21 protein-coding genes and 2 tRNA genes are annotated in these 18,611 nt (G+C 59.7%); 7 read left to right on the top strand and 16 right to left on the bottom strand.

Annotation, left to right across the window (positions count from 1 at the left end):
* Positions 1-9: 9 nt before the first annotated feature.
* From WC529_04320 to WC529_04260, 13 genes are all read right to left on the bottom strand, one after another.
* Complete coding sequence (locus WC529_04320) at positions 10-1,449, bottom strand: MBOAT family O-acyltransferase (protein MFA5113506.1); 1,440 nt, start codon at positions 1,447-1,449, stop codon at positions 10-12.
* A 6-nt stretch (positions 1,450-1,455) separates the two neighbouring features.
* Positions 1,456-2,523 (bottom strand): tRNA guanosine(34) transglycosylase Tgt, encoded by a 1,068-nt coding sequence (gene tgt, locus WC529_04315; GenBank protein ID MFA5113505.1) that lies wholly within the window; start codon positions 2,521-2,523, stop codon positions 1,456-1,458.
* Between the two features lie 2 nt (positions 2,524-2,525).
* The gene (gene queA, locus WC529_04310; protein MFA5113504.1) at positions 2,526-3,533 is read right to left on the bottom strand and encodes a tRNA preQ1(34) S-adenosylmethionine ribosyltransferase-isomerase QueA; all 1,008 of its coding nucleotides are present in this window, start codon (positions 3,531-3,533) and stop codon (positions 2,526-2,528) included.
* Between the two features lie 9 nt (positions 3,534-3,542).
* A tRNA-Pro gene (locus WC529_04305) sits at positions 3,543-3,618 on the bottom strand.
* Between the two features lie 8 nt (positions 3,619-3,626).
* The gene (locus WC529_04300) at positions 3,627-3,848 is read right to left on the bottom strand and encodes a DUF2905 domain-containing protein (protein MFA5113503.1); all 222 of its coding nucleotides are present in this window, start codon (positions 3,846-3,848) and stop codon (positions 3,627-3,629) included.
* Between the two features lies 1 nt (position 3,849).
* Positions 3,850-4,350 (bottom strand): energy transducer TonB, encoded by a 501-nt coding sequence (locus tag WC529_04295; GenBank protein MFA5113502.1) that lies wholly within the window; start codon positions 4,348-4,350, stop codon positions 3,850-3,852.
* Between the two features lie 25 nt (positions 4,351-4,375).
* A complete protein-coding gene (locus tag WC529_04290) occupies positions 4,376-6,187 on the bottom strand; it encodes a TonB-dependent receptor (protein ID MFA5113501.1) in 1,812 nt (603 codons plus the stop codon).
* Positions 6,188-6,272: 85 nt separating this feature from the next.
* A complete protein-coding gene (gene rsmI, locus WC529_04285; protein MFA5113500.1) occupies positions 6,273-6,965 on the bottom strand; it encodes a 16S rRNA (cytidine(1402)-2'-O)-methyltransferase in 693 nt (230 codons plus the stop codon).
* Positions 6,966-6,971: 6 nt separating this feature from the next.
* Positions 6,972-7,355, bottom strand: coding sequence for a polymer-forming cytoskeletal protein (locus WC529_04280; protein ID MFA5113499.1), 384 nt, complete (start codon positions 7,353-7,355; stop codon positions 6,972-6,974).
* Between the two features lie 9 nt (positions 7,356-7,364).
* Positions 7,365-8,258, bottom strand: a complete 894-nt coding sequence (locus WC529_04275) for a M23 family metallopeptidase (protein ID MFA5113498.1) — start codon at positions 8,256-8,258, stop codon at positions 7,365-7,367.
* 12 nt (positions 8,259-8,270) lie between these two features.
* Positions 8,271-8,344, bottom strand: a tRNA-Pro gene (locus WC529_04270).
* Between the two features lie 15 nt (positions 8,345-8,359).
* Positions 8,360-8,968 carry a glycerol-3-phosphate 1-O-acyltransferase PlsY gene (plsY, locus tag WC529_04265; GenBank protein ID MFA5113497.1) on the bottom strand — a complete coding sequence of 203 codons (609 nt, stop codon included), beginning with the start codon at positions 8,966-8,968 and terminating at the stop codon, positions 8,360-8,362.
* Positions 8,965-10,209 carry an aspartate kinase gene (locus WC529_04260; GenBank protein ID MFA5113496.1) on the bottom strand — a complete coding sequence of 415 codons (1,245 nt, stop codon included), beginning with the start codon at positions 10,207-10,209 and terminating at the stop codon, positions 8,965-8,967. The genes plsY and WC529_04260 overlap by 4 nt, the downstream gene beginning before the upstream one ends.
* Positions 10,210-10,269: 60 nt before the next feature.
* On the opposite strand from WC529_04260, the gene WC529_04255 reads away from it, so the two are divergent.
* Complete coding sequence (locus WC529_04255; protein ID MFA5113495.1) at positions 10,270-11,403, top strand: SAM-dependent methyltransferase; 1,134 nt, start codon at positions 10,270-10,272, stop codon at positions 11,401-11,403.
* Here the strand turns inward: WC529_04255 and WC529_04250 are convergent.
* From WC529_04250 to WC529_04240, 3 genes are read right to left on the bottom strand one after another with little or no spacing between them, the layout of a single operon-like run.
* Entirely contained in the window at positions 11,326-12,033 is a 708-nt protein-coding gene (locus WC529_04250; GenBank protein MFA5113494.1) for a pseudouridine synthase, read from the bottom strand. The genes WC529_04255 and WC529_04250 overlap by 78 nt on opposite strands.
* Positions 12,002-12,520 carry an O-acetyl-ADP-ribose deacetylase gene (locus WC529_04245; protein ID MFA5113493.1) on the bottom strand — a complete coding sequence of 173 codons (519 nt, stop codon included), beginning with the start codon at positions 12,518-12,520 and terminating at the stop codon, positions 12,002-12,004. The genes WC529_04250 and WC529_04245 overlap by 32 nt, the downstream gene beginning before the upstream one ends.
* Positions 12,517-13,683 carry a hypothetical protein gene (locus tag WC529_04240; protein MFA5113492.1) on the bottom strand — a complete coding sequence of 389 codons (1,167 nt, stop codon included), beginning with the start codon at positions 13,681-13,683 and terminating at the stop codon, positions 12,517-12,519. The genes WC529_04245 and WC529_04240 overlap by 4 nt, the downstream gene beginning before the upstream one ends.
* Before the next feature lie 55 nt (positions 13,684-13,738).
* Between WC529_04240 and WC529_04235 the strand changes: the two genes are divergently transcribed.
* The 6 genes from WC529_04235 to recA all read left to right on the top strand — a co-directional run bounded on the left by WC529_04235 (position 13,739) and on the right by recA (position 18,600).
* Positions 13,739-14,239, top strand: coding sequence for a YajQ family cyclic di-GMP-binding protein (locus tag WC529_04235; protein MFA5113491.1), 501 nt, complete (start codon positions 13,739-13,741; stop codon positions 14,237-14,239).
* A gap of 4 nt (positions 14,240-14,243) precedes the next feature.
* Positions 14,244-15,260, top strand: coding sequence for a 23S rRNA (adenine(2503)-C(2))-methyltransferase RlmN (gene rlmN / locus WC529_04230; protein ID MFA5113490.1), 1,017 nt, complete (start codon positions 14,244-14,246; stop codon positions 15,258-15,260).
* A complete protein-coding gene (locus WC529_04225) occupies positions 15,257-16,450 on the top strand; it encodes a MiaB/RimO family radical SAM methylthiotransferase (protein ID MFA5113489.1) in 1,194 nt (397 codons plus the stop codon). Before rlmN ends, WC529_04225 begins: the two co-directional genes overlap by 4 nt.
* Positions 16,438-16,944, top strand: a complete 507-nt coding sequence (pgsA, locus tag WC529_04220; GenBank protein ID MFA5113488.1) for a CDP-diacylglycerol--glycerol-3-phosphate 3-phosphatidyltransferase — start codon at positions 16,438-16,440, stop codon at positions 16,942-16,944. Before WC529_04225 ends, pgsA begins: the two co-directional genes overlap by 13 nt.
* Positions 16,905-17,462 (top strand): CinA family protein, encoded by a 558-nt coding sequence (locus tag WC529_04215; GenBank protein ID MFA5113487.1) that lies wholly within the window; start codon positions 16,905-16,907, stop codon positions 17,460-17,462. Before pgsA ends, WC529_04215 begins: the two co-directional genes overlap by 40 nt.
* Before the next feature lie 76 nt (positions 17,463-17,538).
* Positions 17,539-18,600 (top strand): recombinase RecA, encoded by a 1,062-nt coding sequence (recA, locus tag WC529_04210; protein MFA5113486.1) that lies wholly within the window; start codon positions 17,539-17,541, stop codon positions 18,598-18,600.
* The last annotated feature ends 11 nt before the right edge of the window (positions 18,601-18,611 follow it).

The raw sequence follows: 18,611 nt of genomic DNA, 5'->3' as shown, positions 1-18,611 counted from the left end.
ATTTTCATGTCAAAATTGGAAATAAATGAACTGGTAGTTCCGGTCGAACGCCCCGAACAAGATAATGCTCATGATCAGCCCGTAGTACAGCGCCCACCGAACGACCGGCGGCAGGCGCCTGACCCGGGCGATAATGCTCCCTCGCCGCTGGATCAGCTCAACTATCAACAACACCATGATCCCCAACCAGGCAAGCAAGAACGGCCGCAATCCCTTGCGGGCCAGCATCAGACCGAAGAACCGGTAGTTATCGAGATTATTAACCATGTAAACGTAGCCGGTCGGCAGCCGCCTGATCACGCAAAGCGCGTCGCTTAAACTGGACGCCCGGAAAAATATCCAGGCAAAACCGACCAGGCAAAAAATGCCCGCCGCCCTGACGAACCGCGCATTGACCGCCAAGCCGATCCGGCGGGCGGCGCTTTCGGCGACGTAATATAGGCCGTGAAGCATCCCCCAGATCACGAAGGTCCAATTCGCCCCGTGCCACAGGCCGCTCAAAAGAAAAGTGACCATGATGTTGAACTCCCAGCGGCCAAACGGCACCCGGTTGCCGCCGAGCGGAATGTAGACGTAATCGCGGAACCAGGTCGAAAGCGAAATGTGCCAGCGCTGCCAGAACTCGCCGATCGACTTGGCGAAATACGGCCGCTTGAAGTTTTGCATCAGGCGAAAGCCCATCACCTTGGCCGCGCCGACGGCGATGTCCGAGTAGCCGGAAAAATCGCAATAGACCTGAAAGGCGAAAAAGAACGTGGCGGTCAGCAGCGCGATGCCGAATTGGTCGTTGGGGTGCTTATAGACCGCGTCGACGTAGTAGACCAGCCGGTCGGCAACGACCACTTTCTTGAACAAGCCCCAGGCCATCAGCTTTAAGCCGTCGGTCACCCGCCGGTAGTCGAACCGGTGGTGTTCGTAGAACTGGTGGAGCATGTGCCCCGGCCGCTCGATCGGCCCGGCGACCAGCTGGGGATAGAACATCACGTAAAGGGCGTAGATCCCCAGGTTATGCTCCGCTTTCTGTTTTCCCCGGTAAACTTCGATCACGTAGCTTAAGCTCTGGAAAGTGTGGAACGACAGGCCGATCGGTAAGATCAAACTAAGGGCCGGAACCGGGTAGTTCCAGTGAATGAGGCCCGCCAACCGGGACAGATTGGCGTTAAAAAACCCGTAATACTTAAAGACGAACAGGACCAAACAAGTGGAAACGATGCTGAGGAGCAGAAAATAGCGTTTCCGGTCAGCCGCCGCCCGCTCGATCATGATCCCGGCGGCATAATCGATCGCGATCAGGACAAAGAGGATCAGCAGATAGGCAGGGATGAACGCCGCGTAAAAAACGCAGCTGGCGACCAGCAGCATGAACCAGCGATAACGCTGCGGCAGGATAAAATAAAGAACGGTCACGACCGGGAAGAAGAACGCGAATTGTAAAGAATTAAAGAGCATCGGTCTTTATTCCGCCAGGATATCCTGCCTCACCTTCGCCAGCATCCGCACAAAGAAACGGAGGTTATGGATGGTGAGCAGGTGCATCGCCGAGATCTCCCGCGCCCAGAAGAGGTGGCGGATAAACGCTTTGGTAAAGTTCTGACAGGCATAACAGTCGCACTCCGGGTCGATCGGGGTAAAGTCGCGTTCGAACTTGTTCAGCCGGATGCTCGTTTTCCCTTCATAGGTCAGGAACGAACCGTGCCGGGCCAGGCGGGTCGGGATAACGCAATCGAACATGTCCGCTCCCAGTTTGACCGCTCCCAAGACATCCTGGGCATACCCTACTCCCATCAGATGGCGCGGCGCTTTGTCCGGCAGGATATCGGTCACCGCGCCCAGCATGTCGAACATCTCCGGCTGCGGTTCGCCGACGGACAACCCGCCGATCGCGTAGCCGGGAAAGTCCAATTCGGCGATCTGCTGTGCCGATCGTATCCTTAAATCTTTATAAGTCGACCCCTGCACTATCCCGAACAGCGTCGGCGACTCGTGACCCGCGACCCACGACTTCGAGCGTTTGGCCCAGGCCGTTGTTCTAACCAGGGCCTCTGCGGCCAATTTCTTATCGCACGGATAAGCGACACATTCGTCCAGCGGCATCATTATGTCCGACCCGAACGCTGTTTGGATCTCCAGGACCTTCTCCGGAGTCAGGAAGATCTTTGCCCCGTCGATATGGGAGGTGAAGTCGACTCCCTCATCAGTCACTTCCCGCATGTGCGCCAGGGAAAAGACCTGGAAACCGCCCGAATCGGTCAGGATCGGTTTGTCCCAGCTGATGAATTTGTGGAGACCGCCTGCTTCTTTGATCAGTTCCGGCCCGGGACGCAGGTTAAGATGGTAGGTATTGCTCAGGATGATCTCGGCGCCGATCTCCTGCAGGTCGCGCGGGGTCATCGTTTTAACGGACCCCTGCGTTCCGATCGGCATGAAGGCCGGCGTGTTGACGACGCCGTGCGGCGTGTGGAGCTTGCCGACGCGGGCTTTTGACTTTTTGCTCTTGGCGACGATCTCGAATTTATATGGCATCTCTATAATATTAGCATGGCGTCGCCGAAAGAGAAGAAGCGGTATTTTTGCTCGACCGCCTCCCGGTACGCTCGCTTGATAAAATCTTTGCCGGCAAAAGCGGAGACGAGCAGAATCAGGCTCGTCCGCGGCCAGTGGAAGTTGGTGACCATGGCGTTAACGATCTTGAATTTGTAGCCGGGGTAAATAAATAAGTTCGTCTCCCCTGCGCGCCCCTGGCTAAGCGACTCCAGCGTCCGGACGCTCGTCGTGCCGACGGCCACGATCCGCTTCGCCTTTTTGACCGCCTCGACCGTCTCCTTGCCAACCTCGTAATGCTCCGAGTACATGGTATGGTCTTCCACGTTCTCCGTGTAGATCGGCTTGAACGTCGCCAGGCCGGTGTGGAGGGTAACGTGCGCGACGCCAACGCCTTTTGCCTGCGCCCTGGCCAACAGCTCCGGCGTAAAATGCAGCCCCGCCGTCGGCGACGCCGAGGCGCCTTCTTTCTTGGCGTAAACCGTCTGGTATCTAGCCGTCAGTTCCTCCGTTCGGTCGCCAGGCTCGTTGATGTAAGGCGGCAGCGGGATCTCCCCGCTCCGCCTCATAAAGCCCTCGAGGTCGCCGGTGAACCGCATGATCTGTTCCCCGCTGTCGGTTTTCTCCAGCACCGTCCCGGCAGCCTGCCCGTCGCCAAAGATCACGCCGGAGCCGACGCTCAATCTTTTACCCGGTTTTACCAGACACTCCCAGATATTTTTCTGCGGGTCGATCAGTTTAGCCAACAGGACCTCGACCTTAGCGCTCCCGTCCGCTTTCCGGCCGACCAGGTTCGCGGGGATGACTTTGGTGTCGTTCACGACCAGCAGGTCGCCGGGGAGCAGATAGTCGACGAGGTCGGAAAAATGCCGGTGCTCGATCGTTTGCCGCGCGCGGTCAAGCACCATCAGGCGCGACGCGTCGCGCTTTTTGGCCGGTTCATGAGCGATCAGCTCGTCCGGTATCTGGAAATCAAACTCCGAGGTTTTCATAGAATAAAATCGGGGCGGCGGGATTCGAACCCACGATCTCTACCACCCCAAGGTAGCGCCTTAGACCAAGCTGGGCCACGCCCCGATAATAAACTACCTGCGCCAGATGATATTAAGCAAAATTGTCAGCACCAGGCTGACCAGGACCATCGTCACGAAGGGGACGTAGATCGTCAGGCCTTCGCGCCGCCAGACGAAGTCACCCGGCAGTTTGCCGAACCACGGGACCTTGGCCACCAGGATAAAGAAACCGCCGATCAGGACCGTGACGACCCCGATGTAGACCAGCATCCTGCCGAGTGATTCGTACGCCATTTTATTTCAACTCAAAACGGACCGGGACCTCGAACCAGCTGGCCAAAGCGCCGCTCCCCTGGGTCGCGGGCGAGAACGTCCACTGCGCGACCGCCTGGGCCGCCGCCGCGTCGAGCTCTTTGACCCCCGAAGAAAGCTTGGTCTCGATCTTTTCCGCCCGGCCGGTCAAGCCGACGTAAACCGCCAGCAGGACAGTTCCCTGGGTCCCCCGCTCCAGCGCGGCCGCCGGATATTCGGGCAGGACCTTGAACGTGACCGACGGCGGGACGATCGGCAGCGGCACAGCCGGGCTAACGGGCGCCGGCGCGGCGACTGCCGGGCGGGCTTTGGTCAGGACAACGGGGGCCGCGGTGGTGCGGACCGTCACTGCTTCGCCATAGAAGACCGGGACCGGCCGGGCCGCGGTCTGCGGCCGGACCAGGTAAGTTGCCGCGGACGCCGCCAGGGCGACGAACAGGCAGAGGACGAGATTTTGCGCGTTGATCGTTTTTGCTTTGATCATGGTTTTCACTCCTTATTATAGCAGACTAAAATACCCATTTCACGCCGAGCGAATAAGTCCGCCCCGGCATCGGGTAGCCGCGCGCGGCGAAGGTCGCCGGGTCGTTCCCTATCGCTTCGCTGTATTGCTCGTCAAAAAGATTGCGGCCGAGCAGCTCGACCTCGAACCCGCTGACCACGCCGGCCAGCCGGAGATCGACCACGGTATAAGGAGGGAGCACGATCGTATTATAGGTATCGGCGAACCGCTCGCCGACGTACTTGACCAGCAGGCTGCTGCCGCCCAGCGTCACGCCGACGTTGTACTTGTTCTGCGGCGTGTAGCGGATGGTCTTGCCGACGGCGGCCGCGTCGAAGTCCTTTTTATTGACCGCCTTCTGGTAAGTGTAATTGACAAAGGCCGTCCCCCGGTCTTCGATCCCCCGGGAGAGCTCGAACTCCACCCCTTCCATGTCGGCCTGGCCGATGTTCTTCGCCCGCGTCGCGGTCAGCGAGCTCTGCCAGTCCCAGAGGATCAGGTCGGTGACCGTGGTGGCGTAATAACTGAGCTTGGCGAAAGAATTCCCGCCCAGCCGGCGTTCCAGGCCGAGCTCGTAGGTCTGGGAACGTTCCGGCTTTAACGCGGTATCGCCGAACATCCAGCCGTCGTTAAAGTAGAGCTCGTTGAGCGTCGGCGCGCGGAAGGCGGTGCCGGCCGACGCGCGCAGGGTCATCCCGGCGCTCGGCTGGTAGGCGATGCCGACGCGGGGATTGACGGAGGTCCCGGCCGTGGTATGTTTGTCGCCGCGCAGACTGGCCGTCAGCTGGTAGCGCCGGCCGACGGTAAAAGTGTCCTCCGCGTAGACGGCGTAGTTCCTGATCGTGTGGTCGCCCGCCATCGTCGTCCGGCCGCGGTCTTCGCGCGCTTCGACACCGTAAACGAGCGAGTCGATCGCCTGCTGGAATTCCAGGCCGGTCTGCCAGGTCTGGTTCCGGCTCGCGCCGAAAATATAGGGGGAGAGGTTCTGGTCGGCGGTGTTTTGAAAAGCGCGCAGCTGGTAGTCGCCGACCTTGCAGGCCACGGCGACGTTGGTATTCTGGTCTTTTTGCCGGTCGCTCGGCTCGGTCGCCGAAGACGGGTCAGTTTCCGACGTCGGCACTCCCGGCACCCCTTTATCGGCGTCGTAAAAAGCGTAATCAACGGCCACTTCACCGATCCCGAGCGGGGCGGCGACCTTGCCGGCCACGTTGGTCGCGGCGTAATCGCCGTTCCGCCGGAAACCGTCGCTCCGGATCGAGGCGAGATTGACCGAGTAATTGCCGCCGGCCAGCGCCAGGCGGTATTTGCGCTCGCCCAGCGAGCCGGTCGTGACGGAGAGCGTCCGATCGGCCGCGGCCGGTTTTTTGGTGATGATGTTGATCGCGCCGGAGACCGCGTCGGAGCCGTAGACCGCGGAGAGCGGCGCCCGCACGACCTCGATCCGCTCGATGTCGTCGGTCGCGATATCGCCCAGGTCGACCATGCCGAGCGCCGGCGAATTCAGGCGCCGGCCGTCCAGCAGGATCACGACCTGCGAAGCGTTGGCGCCGCGCAGGCGGACCGCATTGAGCGAACCGGGCGCGCCGTACGACTGGGAATCGACCCCGGCGACCGTCCGCAACGCTTCCCCGACCGTGCGGAACGGTTTTAACTGCTCGGCCGTGATGACCGACGTGTTCCAGGGAGACCCTTGGGAAAGCTGGGGCAATCTGGCGGCGGTCACGACGACCTCTTCACCGTAAAAGCGGGGGGCATCGAGCGCCAGCGCGGCATTACAGAAGAGAACCAAGAGGCAAAGCAAGCCAATACGTTTTAACATCTCCATACTCCTTTTATTTTGAAGTACGGAGTTCGCGGGACAACTCCACTTCCGGCGCAAGGCAGGATTAGAACCTGCTGATTAACTAATTACTCTCCCGTTGAGTAACTTGCCCGGAAACCACGATCACGATCTCGCCTTTGACGTTCTTCGCCGCTAACTGTTCGGCCACCTCCCCCGCCGTTCCCCGGATGACTTCTTCGAACTTCTTGGTCAACTCGCGGCAAACGGCTATTTGCCGGTCGCCCATTATAGCATGGATCTCCCGCACCGTTTTGACGACCCGGAACGGCGATTCATAAATAATGAGCGAGCCCTCTTCCGCCAGCGCCCGCTCCAGCGCCTTCCGTTTTTTCCCCGGTTTCTTCGGCAGAAATCCCAGGAACAAAAAACGATCGGTCGGCAAACCGGAAACGGCCAGGGCCGCCAGCGAAGCCGACGGCCCGGGAATGGCTTCAACCCGGATGTTCTGCTCCACAGCGGCCTTGATGATCTCCTGCCCCGGGTCCGAGATCCCCGGCATGCCCGAATCGGAGATCAGGGCGATGTTCTTGCCCAGCTGGAGCTGTTCGAGCAAATGCGGCGTCTTTCCTTTGATGTTAAATTTATGATAAGAGGTCAGCGGCGTGTTGATCTGGTATTTCATTAATAGAATTTTACTGTGGCGGGTATCTTCGGCGGCGATCAGGTCGACCTCCGAGAGGATCCGGACGGCGCGGAAGGTGATGTCTTCCAGGTTGCCGATCGGCGTGGCAACGATAAAAAGCGTGCCGGCCATGCGCGGCTAAGTCTGCGGCGGTTCGGCCGCGCTCGGGCCCGATTCGACCTGGACCCGGCCGTGGTAGGTCGCCCCTTCTTCGATGACGATCCGGCCACCGGACAGGTCGCCGTGGACCCGGCCGGTCTTGCAGACCTCCAGAGTCTCTTTGGCGTAAATGTTGCCGTCGACCCGGCCGGAAACGCTGACGGTCCCGCCGTGCAGCTCGCCGACCACTTTACCGCTGGGCGCAATGATCACTTCGCCGTCGGCCTTGACCGCGCCTTCGAACTCGCCGGCCACGTTGACCGAGCCTTTGGAGATCAGCTCCCCCTTGATCCGGGCGTTCTCGCCGATGATCGAATCCATCCCTCCACTGAGGAGCGGGGGCCGTTTAGCGTTGGCAAACATTCCCATGGTTTATTCCCTCCAGAGCCGGCTGGCGGTCATCATGTTCAGGTCCAGGAACGCCACCGGATTGATCGGCCGGTCGTAGCGGCGGACCTCGTAATGCAGGTGCGGGCCGGTGGTCCAGCCGGTCGTGCCGACGTAACAAACGATCTGGCCTTTCTTAATGCGCTGGCCGACCTTGACCGCGTAATTGGAGTTGTGGGCGTAGAGCGTGGCCACGCCGTGGCCGTGGCTGATCTCGACGGTTTTCCCGTAGCCGTGGCGCCAGCCGGTGTAGGTCACGACGCCGGGAGCGGTCGCGCGGACCCCCGCGCCGTAGCCGGCCTGGATATCTACCCCGGTGTGCATCCCGCGCCAGGGGTAGCGGCGATAACCGAAGAAAGAGACCAGCCGCCCGTAGATCGGCCAGGTCGACGGGGTTGCCGCGTAGCGGGAGCGGACAAAGCTGACCCACTGGAGCAATTCTTCGTGGCTTTTCCGTTTTTGCGCCAACCGCTCTTCCGCTTTCTCCAGGAGATAGTTGACCTTTTCCGCGGTCGGGACCGTGGTCCGCACTTCCTTGATCTCCCACCCTTTCAGGCCAAGCTGTTTACGCAGTTCATTGTCCTTTTTGACCAGTTCGTCGATCTGGCGGGCGACTTTGTCGGTCTTGGCCGAAAAAGAGCTGATCACCGCCTCCTGCTGTTTGTTCTTGGAGACCGTGTCGGCATAGTCGACCAGCCGGCGGGAAAGGAGAGTTGAGTAGACTATCGAGGAACCGACGACCAGGAGGAAAAAGCAGGTCAGGGTCACGGCTGTGTACACCCAGCTCGCGGGAAGCTTGATGCTGACCGGCTTCCCCCGGGCATCATGGGGTACGACCATGATGGTATAAAACCTTTGCTTTTTAGTATTCTTATCCATAATTATTAAATATCGGGGCGAGAGGATTTGAACCTCCGACCTCACGGTCCCGAACCGTGCGCTCTACCAAGCTAAGCTACGCCCCGACAAGGGTCATTCTATCATTTATTGAATGTTTTGGCCAGAGATTCCTGGATAGTCAGCTCGTTACCGGCCAGGAAACGCTTGATATCCTGCCGGTGGACATAAAAAACCAAAACCGCATTGACGATCGCCCAAACGATGTAGGGGAAACGCCAGAATCCCATCCACATGATCAAAGGGAGGAGAAGAAAAGTTAACAGCGAACCGGGAATGAACCGCTGCAGGATCAGCATGCAGAACACCCACAGCAGGATGATGATGCCGGCAAAAAACGGATCGAGCCCGATCAGGATTCCGCCGGTCGTGGCAACCCCTTTTCCACCCCGAAAACCGAGGAAAACGGGAAAATCGTGGCCCAGAACGACCGCCAGGGAGGAAAAGACGATCCCCCAGTCGTTCAGACCGAGCCAGCGCGCGATCACGACCGCCAGGATCCCCTTGGCGGTATCGCCGATCACCGCCAGGACCGCCGCCAGTTTCCCGGCCACGATCAAAGCGTTGGAGGCACCGACATTGCCGGTCCCGGCCTGGCGCGGGTCGACGCCGCGGCGGAGCCGGGAAAAGATGTAACTAAAGGGGATCGAACCGATCAAATAACAGGCCAGAAGGGAAGCCGCTAAGGTCATGCCACCTTTTCGAGGCCGAACGCTTTATGCAGGATCTGGACCGCCTTTTTCCCCTGATCGGACTTGATGATGCAGGAGATCTTGATCTCGGAAGTGCTGATCATCTGGATATTGATCTTTTCCGCCGACAGAGCGGCGAACATTTTTGAAGCCGTGCCCGGCTGGCTGACCATGCCGATGCCGACCAGGGAGATCTTGCAGACCTCGGGATCGGAAATGACCCCTTCCGCCCCCAGCTCTTTGGCGACCTTTTCGGTGATCGCCACCGCTTTTTTCAGCTCCGGCATATCAACGGTAAAGGCCATGTCCGCCTGGGAGCCGGCGGTATTGATCGACTGGACGATCATGTCGACGTTGATCTTTTCCGCGGCCAGCGCGCCGAACAGCCTGGCGGCCGTCCCCGGCTTGTCCGGCACTTTAAAGATCCCGATCTTGGCGATATTCTCATCCAGAGCGATACCCCGGACCGCTTCTTTCTTTTCCATTTTGCCACCTTCCTCAATGATTCGTTCCGGGGACATGATATAGGTCCCCTCGCCTTCTTTCTGGCTGCTGCGCAGATGGATGACCATGTCGTAGATGCTGGCGCATTCGACCGAGCGCGGGTGCAGGACCTGCGCGCCCAGGCTAGCTAACTCCAGCATCTCCTCGTAAGAAACATATCTCAGTTTCCGCGCTTCGGGACAGATCCGCGGATCGGTCGTATAAACGCCGTCCACGTCGGTATAAATGTCGCAAACCTGGGCGTGGAGCGCCGCGGCGATCGCCACCGCCGAGGTGTCGGAACCGCCCCGGCCGATCGTGATGATATCTCCTTTGCTGTCCACTCCCTGGAAACCGGTGACCACCACCACTTTGCCCGCCTTCAACTCCCGCTTGATCCGGTCGAGCTTCACGTCTTTGATCCGGGCCTTCTGGTAAATATCTTCGGTCACCACGCCGGCCTGACCGCCGGTCAGGGAAACGGCCGGGCAACCTTGCGCCTGCAGCGCCATCGCCAGGAGAGCGGCGGAAACCTGTTCGCCGGTCGAGACGAGCATGTCGTATTCGCGCGGATCGGGATTATCGGTCACCTGGTGCATCAGCGAGATCAGTTCGTCGGTCTCCTGCCCCATGGCGGAAACGATGACGACGACTTCGTAGCCGTTGTCTTTGACCTCTTTGACCCGCCGGGCGACTTGCTTGATCTTTTCCGGGCTGCCAACCGAGGTCCCGCCGTATTTGTGGACGATGACTTCCATGACGGTCAAATTATAACATATGCTGAAATTGCCGTCCATTTGCCCCGAAAAATAACCGTTATGAGGATCTCGGCAATGCTCCCGGCGATCAAGCCGCCTGGCGGAACTCCCGTCCCCCAGGCCAGCAAGGACTACATCCGGCAGCGGATCGTCCGGGACATTCGGGCCAAAGGCCGGATCTCTTACCGCGAACTGCTGACGACGCTTTCGTACGACCCGGACCAGGGGTTCTACACCAAGCATCTCCTGATCGGCAATCGGGCCGGACGCGACCACTTCACCACCCGGCCGCTCGAGTTCGGCCCGCACTACGGCTGGGCGTTCGGCCGCCGTTTCCAGCGGTTATTCGAGCTGGCAAATTTCCCGGCCGGCAAACTGGACCTGGTCGCGCTCGGCGACGGGACCGGCGAATTTTTCTTCGATATCCTGCAGCAACTGAAGCGGAACATCGACCTCTTCCCGCGGCTGGAACCGACCAGCATTGAACTGACCGAACGCTTTGCCCGCCAGCAAAAGGCCCGGCTTGCCCCCTGCGGGGTCAAGGTCATCAACGACTCCTCCCTGGCGATCGACCGCCACCTGCCAAAACTGACCGGGATCGTCTACGCCCACGAAATGCTTGACCAATTCCCCGTCCACAAGGTCTCGACCTTGCGGGGGAAGCTCTACGAACACTACTTGACCATCACGAACGACGAACTCAGGGAGGAGATCGGGCCCCCTGCCGACCCGCTGCTCGCCGAATACTTCGCGGTCACCGGGCCGCTCCCGCGCGACAGTTCCCCCCGGATGGTTAACTTGGACGCCTTCCGCTTTCTCGCCAATCTGGCCAAGAGCCTGGAGCAAGGATTGGTTTTCCTGATCGATTACAACCGGCAAAGCCCGAAATTGCACGGGATCAAATATACCCGCTTCGGCCGGCACGTCGCGCTCGAGCCGGAAACGGTCGACGCGGCGATCGGCCGGGACGTGACGACCGACGTCGACTTCGCCGCGTTAAAAAAGATCGCCGGTCATTTCGGCCTGCAGGTGTTGTTCGAGGTCAACGATTACGAATTTCTGGAGGGGACGATCGCGCCGTCGTATAAAGATGTCCTGGGCGCTCCGATGCGGGTCTTAGCGCTCGGCAAGACGCAGGGCGCGGACCTCGGCTGGGGTCAGCTCTTCCACTTTGCCAAGCGGCAATTTTCCTAGGACAACCTTGCCGATCCTGGTCCGCCGCAGGCTGACGACCTGATTACCAAGCGCCTCCACCATCTTCCTGATCTGCCGGTTCTTTCCCTCTTTCAAGATGATCCGGAACGAGTACGGGCCGAGCAGCGTCACTTTGGTCGGTAACGTTTTTTCGCCGGCGATCACGACCCCCTGCTCAAGCAGCTGCAGCTCGCGGCCGGTGACCGGCGACTCGAGACAGACTTCGTACTCTTTTTCGTGTTCGTAGCGCGGGTGCATCAGCTCGTTGGCCAGCTCGCCGTCATTGGTCAAAATGATCAAGCCTTCCGACCCCATATCGAGGCGGCCGACCGGGTAAAGCCGCTCATCGATCTCTTTGACCAGATCAAGGACCGTCCGCTCCCCCTTCTGGCTGACGCAGGAGCTGGCGTAACCGCGCGGTTTGTTCAGCTTTAAGTAGATCTTTTTGCTTTCGGGTTTAACGCTCCGGCCTTCGACCCGGACTTTATCCTTGTCCGGATCGACTTTCGTCCCCATGGCGGTGACGACCAGGCCGTTGACCGACACTTTGCCGGCCCGGATCAGCTCTTCGGCCTTGCGGCGGGAAGCAACGCCGCAGCTAGCGAGATATTTCTGCAAGCGCTCGCTCATAAGCGTTATAGACCTCCTCGTTAAATAACACGAACAAAACCCTGGCGATCAACTTATTTCCCTTCAAGAACTCGCTGACCGCCCTGGTCGCGAGCGGCGCCGCCTCGGCTAACGGGTAGCGGTAAGCGCCGGTGGAAATTGACGGAAAAGCGATCGTCCTGACGCCGTGCTCAACCGCCAGCTTAAGGCTTTCGACATAACAACTGCGTAATAATGCGGATTGATCCTTATTCTCGCGGTAAATAGGGCCGACCGTATGGATAACGTACTTTGCCGGCAAATTCCCGCCGGCAGTGATCATCGCTTTCCCGGTCGGCAAGCGGCCGTGCTTGGCGACGTAAGTTTTGCACTCTTCGAGGATCTGCGGTCCGCCAGCGCGGTGGATCGCGCCGTCCACCCCGCCCCCGCCCATTAGCGAGGAGTTCGCCGCGTTGACGATGGCGTCAACCTGTTGGGCGGTGATGTCCCCTTTAACCAGTTCGATCAAAGGAGCGGCGCCGACCAGACGTCGTTGAGAAAGCCGGCGGCCGGAGTTTTCTGGTTCTTGCCGCCGATCACCCAGAGCTTGTTATTATAGACCAGGCAGACGTGTGCGAAGCGCGGCGCGTACCTGGCACTGCATTCCGCCGTGCTCCAAACCGCTCCGTCGGTGGACAGCCAGAGATCATCAAAATAGTAGTGGGTCGCACCATAATAATTATAGCCGCCGGTTACGACGATCCGGCTGCTGCCGTTCACGGTCGCCGTGACCGCCCGGTGCCATTCCCGCGCCGTCGCGGAATTCCCCGTCGGGGTGGCGGCCGCCGCCCGGATATTGCCGGCCTCGGTCCAACTGCTCCCGTCGGTCGAATACCAGGCGGTATCCCAGATCTTGCTCGGGTATTCGTTGCCGCCCAAGAGCCACATTTTTCCGCCCTGCACGGTGCTGGCGTGCCGGCAGCGGTTGCCAAAAGTGGCGCTCGCCGTCACTTCGGTGAAGGTCACGCCGTCGTCGGACGACCAAACCTTTGAATAAGGTTCTCCATCTTCTGACCTATTACCGCCGATGACCCACAATTTGCTGTTATAAACCAGCGCAGCGAGATCGCAAACTCTGTCAATTTGGCCGACCGACGCGGCCTCCCAGGTCAGGCCGTCGACGGAAGACCAGATCTCGCTTGTCGCCTGATAGGTCGCCTGACCGCCGATCACCCACAGCTTACCTTTAAAAACCACGGATGCCTGCATCATCCGGCCGCTAAAGCCGCCTAAGCCGGCCAGATCCCAGGTCTCGCCGTCAGACGAAGACCAGACTTCATTAGTGTACGTGCCGTCCGCCAGCTTTCCGCCGATCATCCACATTTTACCGGCAAAGACGGCGCCCGCCGAATAAGCGCGCGCGCCGGAAGTAAAGGCGGCGGCGGTTTTTTGGGTCCAGGTCCAGACCGGTACGGTAGTCGTAGTAGTCGTAGTCGTGGTAGTTGTGGTAATGGTGGTAACGGTGGTAGTAGTTACGGCGGCAGTCGTCGAAGTCGTGGCCGGGGCGGTCGTCGTGGTAGTGACCGGCATGTCGCTGCCCCCGCCGCCGCAACCGAAGAAAATGAAAGCCCCTCCCAGCAAAAGCGCGCCGAATAAGGCGAACGACAGGCCGATCACGGTTTTTGGCTTCACTTTTTCACTCCTCATTATTGATATTATACCCTTTTTCCGTTAAAATGATTATATCATGCCGCAAGACCATTCTTTCGATATCGTCAGCAAACCGAACATGCAGGAGGTCGACAACGCCCTCCAGATGGCGGTCAAGGAGCTTGCCAACCGCTTCGATTTCAAGGGGTCGGTCAGCAGCATCACCAAGGGCGGGGAAAAAGGCGACATCATCAAGCTCGTCTCCGAAGACGAGTTCAAGCTGAAGAACGTCGCGTCGATCCTCAACGAAAAGCTCGCCCGCCGGCAGATCCCGCTCAAGTTCTTTGAGCCCGGCAAGATCGAGGAAGCGCTCGGCGGCACCGTCAAGCAGGACATCACGATCAAGCAAGGCATTCCGCAGGAAAAAGCCAAGGAGATAACGAAGCTGATCAAGGCTTCCGGCCTCAAGGTCCAGGCCCAGATCCAGGGGGACGAGATCAGGGTCTCGAGCAAGAAACTGGACGACCTGCAGGCCGTGATCGCGCAGATCAAAGCGGCGAACCTGCCGCTCGCCCTCTCCTTCGTGAACTACCGCTAATACCGTGGAAAACATCCTCGATAAAACCTTGAACGAGCTCCAGGCGCAATTTACCGAGCGGCACTGGCCGGTCTTCCGGGCGAAACAGCTCTTTGCCTGGCTGCACAAAAAAGTGACGTTCGACTTTGACCTGATGACCGACCTGGCCAAGGAGTCCCGGGCGGAGCTGAAAACGCTCTATGCCATCTATTTGCCGACCGTCAAAAAAGTCGTCAAATCCCGGGACGGGACCAAGAAATACCTGTTCGCCCTCAAGGACGGCAAACTGGTCGAAAGCGTGCTGCTCAAGGACGGCGCCGGCCGGAAAACGGTCTGCCTCTCGACCCAGGCCGGCTGCCAGCTCAATTGCGCTTTCTGCGCCACCGGCGGCAGCGGGTTCAAGCGGGACCTGACCCCGGCCGAGATCATCGGCCAGGTCTACCGGATCGCCGAGGGCGGCCCCGATATTTCCAATATCGTTTACATGGGAATGGGCGAGCCGTTCCTGAACTACACCAATGTCCTTAAAAGCCTGCAGCTGTTGACCGCCAAGGAAGGGGCGAACTTCGGCCAGCGCAAGATCACCGTCTCCACTTGCGGGATACCGGAAGGGATCATGAACTTTGCCGACCAGGAGCTGCAAGTCCGCCTGGCGGTCTCGCTCAATTCCGCCGACGACAAGGTCCGCTCCCAGCTGATGCCGGTCAACCGGCAATACTCCCTCGCCCGGCTGCGCGCCGCGATCGATTACTATCTTCAGAAGACCGGACGGCGGATAACCCTGGAATACGTCATGCTCGACGGCGTCAACGACCGCCAGTCCGACCTGCAGGCGCTCCGTAAGTTCTGCGCCGGGCTCGACGTCCACGTCAATTTGATCCCTTTCAATCCCTGCGGCAATAAATACCGCCCGTCCAAGCGCGCCGCCATCCATCATTTCCTCAACGGCCTCGCCGCCGCCAAGATCAACGCCGTGATGCGTCAGAGCAAGGGGCAGGATATCCTGGCCGCCTGCGGACAACTCGCCGGCAAAGCGGCATGAAAGCCTATTTCATCTCGCTCGGCTGTCCCAAGAACCTGACCGACACGGAAGTCCTGATGGGCAAACTGACCGCGGCCGGTCACGCAGTCGTTAAAACACCGGCTAAAGCCGACATTATTATCATCAACACTTGCGCTTTTCTCCAGACCGCCCGTGACGAAGCGATCGCGACGATCAAAGAGATGGCCAAATGGCGAAAAAAAGGGAAGAAATTATATATTTCCGGATGTCTCCCCAAGACCCGTGACGCGCAACTCGTGACCCGTGACATTGATGGCGAGATCGATTCGATCGGCCTCTTCAATTACTGCACTCCCCGGATCAAAGCGACCCCGCCCTGGTACGCTTACGTCAAGATCGCCGAAGGGTGCAATAATTACTGCGCTTACTGCCTGATCCCCCGGATCCGGGGGCGGCTCAAGTTCCGCCCGGCGGCCGACGTGCTCGCCGAGATCAAGGGATTGGCCAAAAGGGGGGTCAAGGAAGTCATCCTGATCGCCCAGGATACGACCGCCCACCCCGGCCTGCCCGATATCCTGGCAGGCGCGGCGAAAGTTCCGGGGCTCCGCTGGCTCCGGCTGATGTACGCCCACCCCGCCCATTTGACCGACCGGGTCATCGATTTGATCGCCAAAGAGCGGAAAATCGTCAAGTATATCGACTTGCCAATCCAGCACGCTTGTGATAAGATTTTAAGGTCGATGAACCGGCGCTATACGCGCCATGATCTTGAAACTTTAATCTCAAAAATCAGGAGGCGAAAGATCGCTTTAAGGACCTCCGTCATCGTCGGTTTTCCCGGTGAGGGCGAGGCGGAGTTCCGGGAGCTACTTGATTTCGTCCGGTGGGCAAAGTTCGAGCGTCTCGGCTGCTTTACCTACCAGCGGGAAAAAGGGACGCCTGCGGCCAAGATGAGGGAGCAGGTTTCCCCGAAAATAAAAATCGAGCGGTTTCAGAAGCTGATGCGGGCCCAGGCCCGCGTCACCACAAATAATATGGTCGGAACGGTAATACCAGTGTTGATCGAAAGGGGCAGAGCCGGCAAGTATGTCGGCCGCAGCTGCATGGATGCCCCGGAGATCGACGGCAGCGTCATCGTCCGAGCGAAAAAATCCATCCAACCGGGAGAGATCGTCAAGGTCCGCGTCACCAAGGCGGCCGCCTACGATCTCTACGGTTGTTTGACTTGACGTTAGCCAACAAGATCACCCTGGGCAGAATTGCCTTAATCCCTCTCTGCGTTATCTTCTTGCTTTCCGGCTTGCTCGGCTTAGCCGCGCTCCTTTTTGTCCTGCTCTCGCTCACCGACCTGGTCGACGGTTACGTCGCCAGGAAATATAACCAGGTCTCGGAGCTGGGCAAGATGCTCGACCCGCTGGCCGACAAGATCCTCGTCATCAGCGTCTTGATCGGCCTGACGGCGATCGGCCGGGCCGATCCGGTCCCGGTGATCATTATCGCCGCGCGGGAGTTCCTGATCGCCAGCATCCGGACCAGCAAGCTCTTCGCGGCCAGTCCGCTCGCCAAGTGGAAAACGGCCACGCAAACCCTGGCGGTCTTCATGCTCTTTTTCGCGCTGCCGCTGGCGGACGTCGTCCTCTGGCTGGCGGTGCTCCTGTCCCTGGTCTCCGGTTGGGCGTATTTATGGCAGAGCCAATTCCTCAAGCAGTTGAGATCAAGCTAGAGGACTTCTTCACGAAGTTCCTCTCGGTGATCGGCAAGGCGACCGACCAGCAGATCGCCGAGCTGCTCCGCAAGAGCAAGCAGACGGTGGCGGCCGCGGAATCGGTCACCGGCGGCCTGGTGGCGAGCCATCTGACGAGCGTGCCGGGGAGCTCCGACTATTTTATCGGCGGGATCGTCTGTTACTCGCCGCGGGTCAAGGTGACCCAGGTCGGCGTGGCGCCGGCGCTGATCAGCCAGCACGGCGTGGTCAGCAAGGAAGTGGCGATCGCCCTGGCCGAGGAAGTTAAAAAACGGCTCCGGACCGATATCGGTTTGGCGACGACCGGCGTGGCCGGCCCCGCCCCGGTCCCGCCGGCGCCGGTCGGCAAGGTCTTTATCGCCCTGGCCGGCAAGAGCACGGTGGAGTACAAGGAACTGAACCTGCAGGGGACCCGCGCCGAGATCAGGGAAAAAGCGGCGCGGGCGTGTCTCGGGCTGCTCTGGTTGTACCTGGGCGGCGAAGACGTTCTGAAATAAGGGAGGTGGCGGCAGGGGGCAAGCTGGGGGCAAGGGGAACTTAGCGAGTGGAAAAGATATCAGAGGAGGAAAAGTCATGAGAGTTATCGGTAGAGAAGAAAAAGGCGAAGGGAAGTCGAAAACGGTCAGCCCGGCGATCATCAATGCCGAAGGGAAGTCCAAAGCCCTGGGCCTGGCGATCGCGCAGATCGAGAAGAATTTCGGTAAAGGTTCGATCATGAAGCTGGGGGAAACGACCAAGTTGAACGTGGAAGTCGTCCCGACCGGGGTCCTGTCCCTGGACCTGGCGCTCGGCGTCGGCGGATTGCCGCGCGGCCGGGTCGTCGAGATCTTTGGCCCGGAAGGGGGCGGCAAGACGACCGTCTCGCTGCACGCCATCGCGGAAGCCCAGCGGCGCGGCGGCACCGCCGCGTTCATCGACGCGGAGCACTCGATGGACCCCAAGTACGCCAAGAAGCTCGGCGTTGACATCGAGAATCTCCTGATCTCCCAGCCCGACTACGGCGAGCAGGCGCTGGAGATCGCGGAGACCCTGATCCGCTCCGGCGCGATCGACATTATCGTGGTCGACTCGGTCGCGGCGCTGGTCCCCAAGACCGAGGTCGAAGGGGAGATGGGCGACTCGGTCATGGGCCTGCAAGCCCGGCTGATGTCGCAGGCGCTCCGCAAGCTGACCGCGGTCATCGGCAAGTCCAAAACGACCATGATCTTCATCAACCAGCTCCGCGAGAAGATCGGCATCATGTTCGGCAACCCGGAAACGACGCCGGGCGGCCGCGCGCTGAAGTTCTACTCGTCGGTCCGGCTTGACGTCCGCGCCGCCGAGAAGATCAAGGAGAACGACAAGATCATCGGCACCCGGGTCAAGGTCAAAGTCGTCAAGAACAAGGTCGCCCCGCCCTTCCGCGAGGCCAGTTTCGTCCTGATCCACGGCCAGGGGGTGTTGCGGGAGGCCGACATCATCGACCAGGGAGTCGCGCTCGGCGTGGTGCAAAAAAGCGGCGCCTGGTTCAATTACGGCGACACCAAGCTCGGCCAGGGCTTTGACGGCGCCATTACCTTCCTGAAAGAGAACTCGAAACTGGCGAACAAGATAGAAGGCGAGGTCCGGAAAGCGATCACCGCGCAGCAAGCATAGGGACTAAAGGG

The organism is Candidatus Margulisiibacteriota bacterium (assembly GCA_041650855.1).
GTDB lineage: Bacteria > Margulisbacteria > WOR-1 > O2-12-FULL-45-9 > XYB2-FULL-48-7 > JALOPZ01.
Note: the sequence above shows the minus strand (reverse complement) of the source record. Positions and strands in the feature narration are given on the sequence as shown.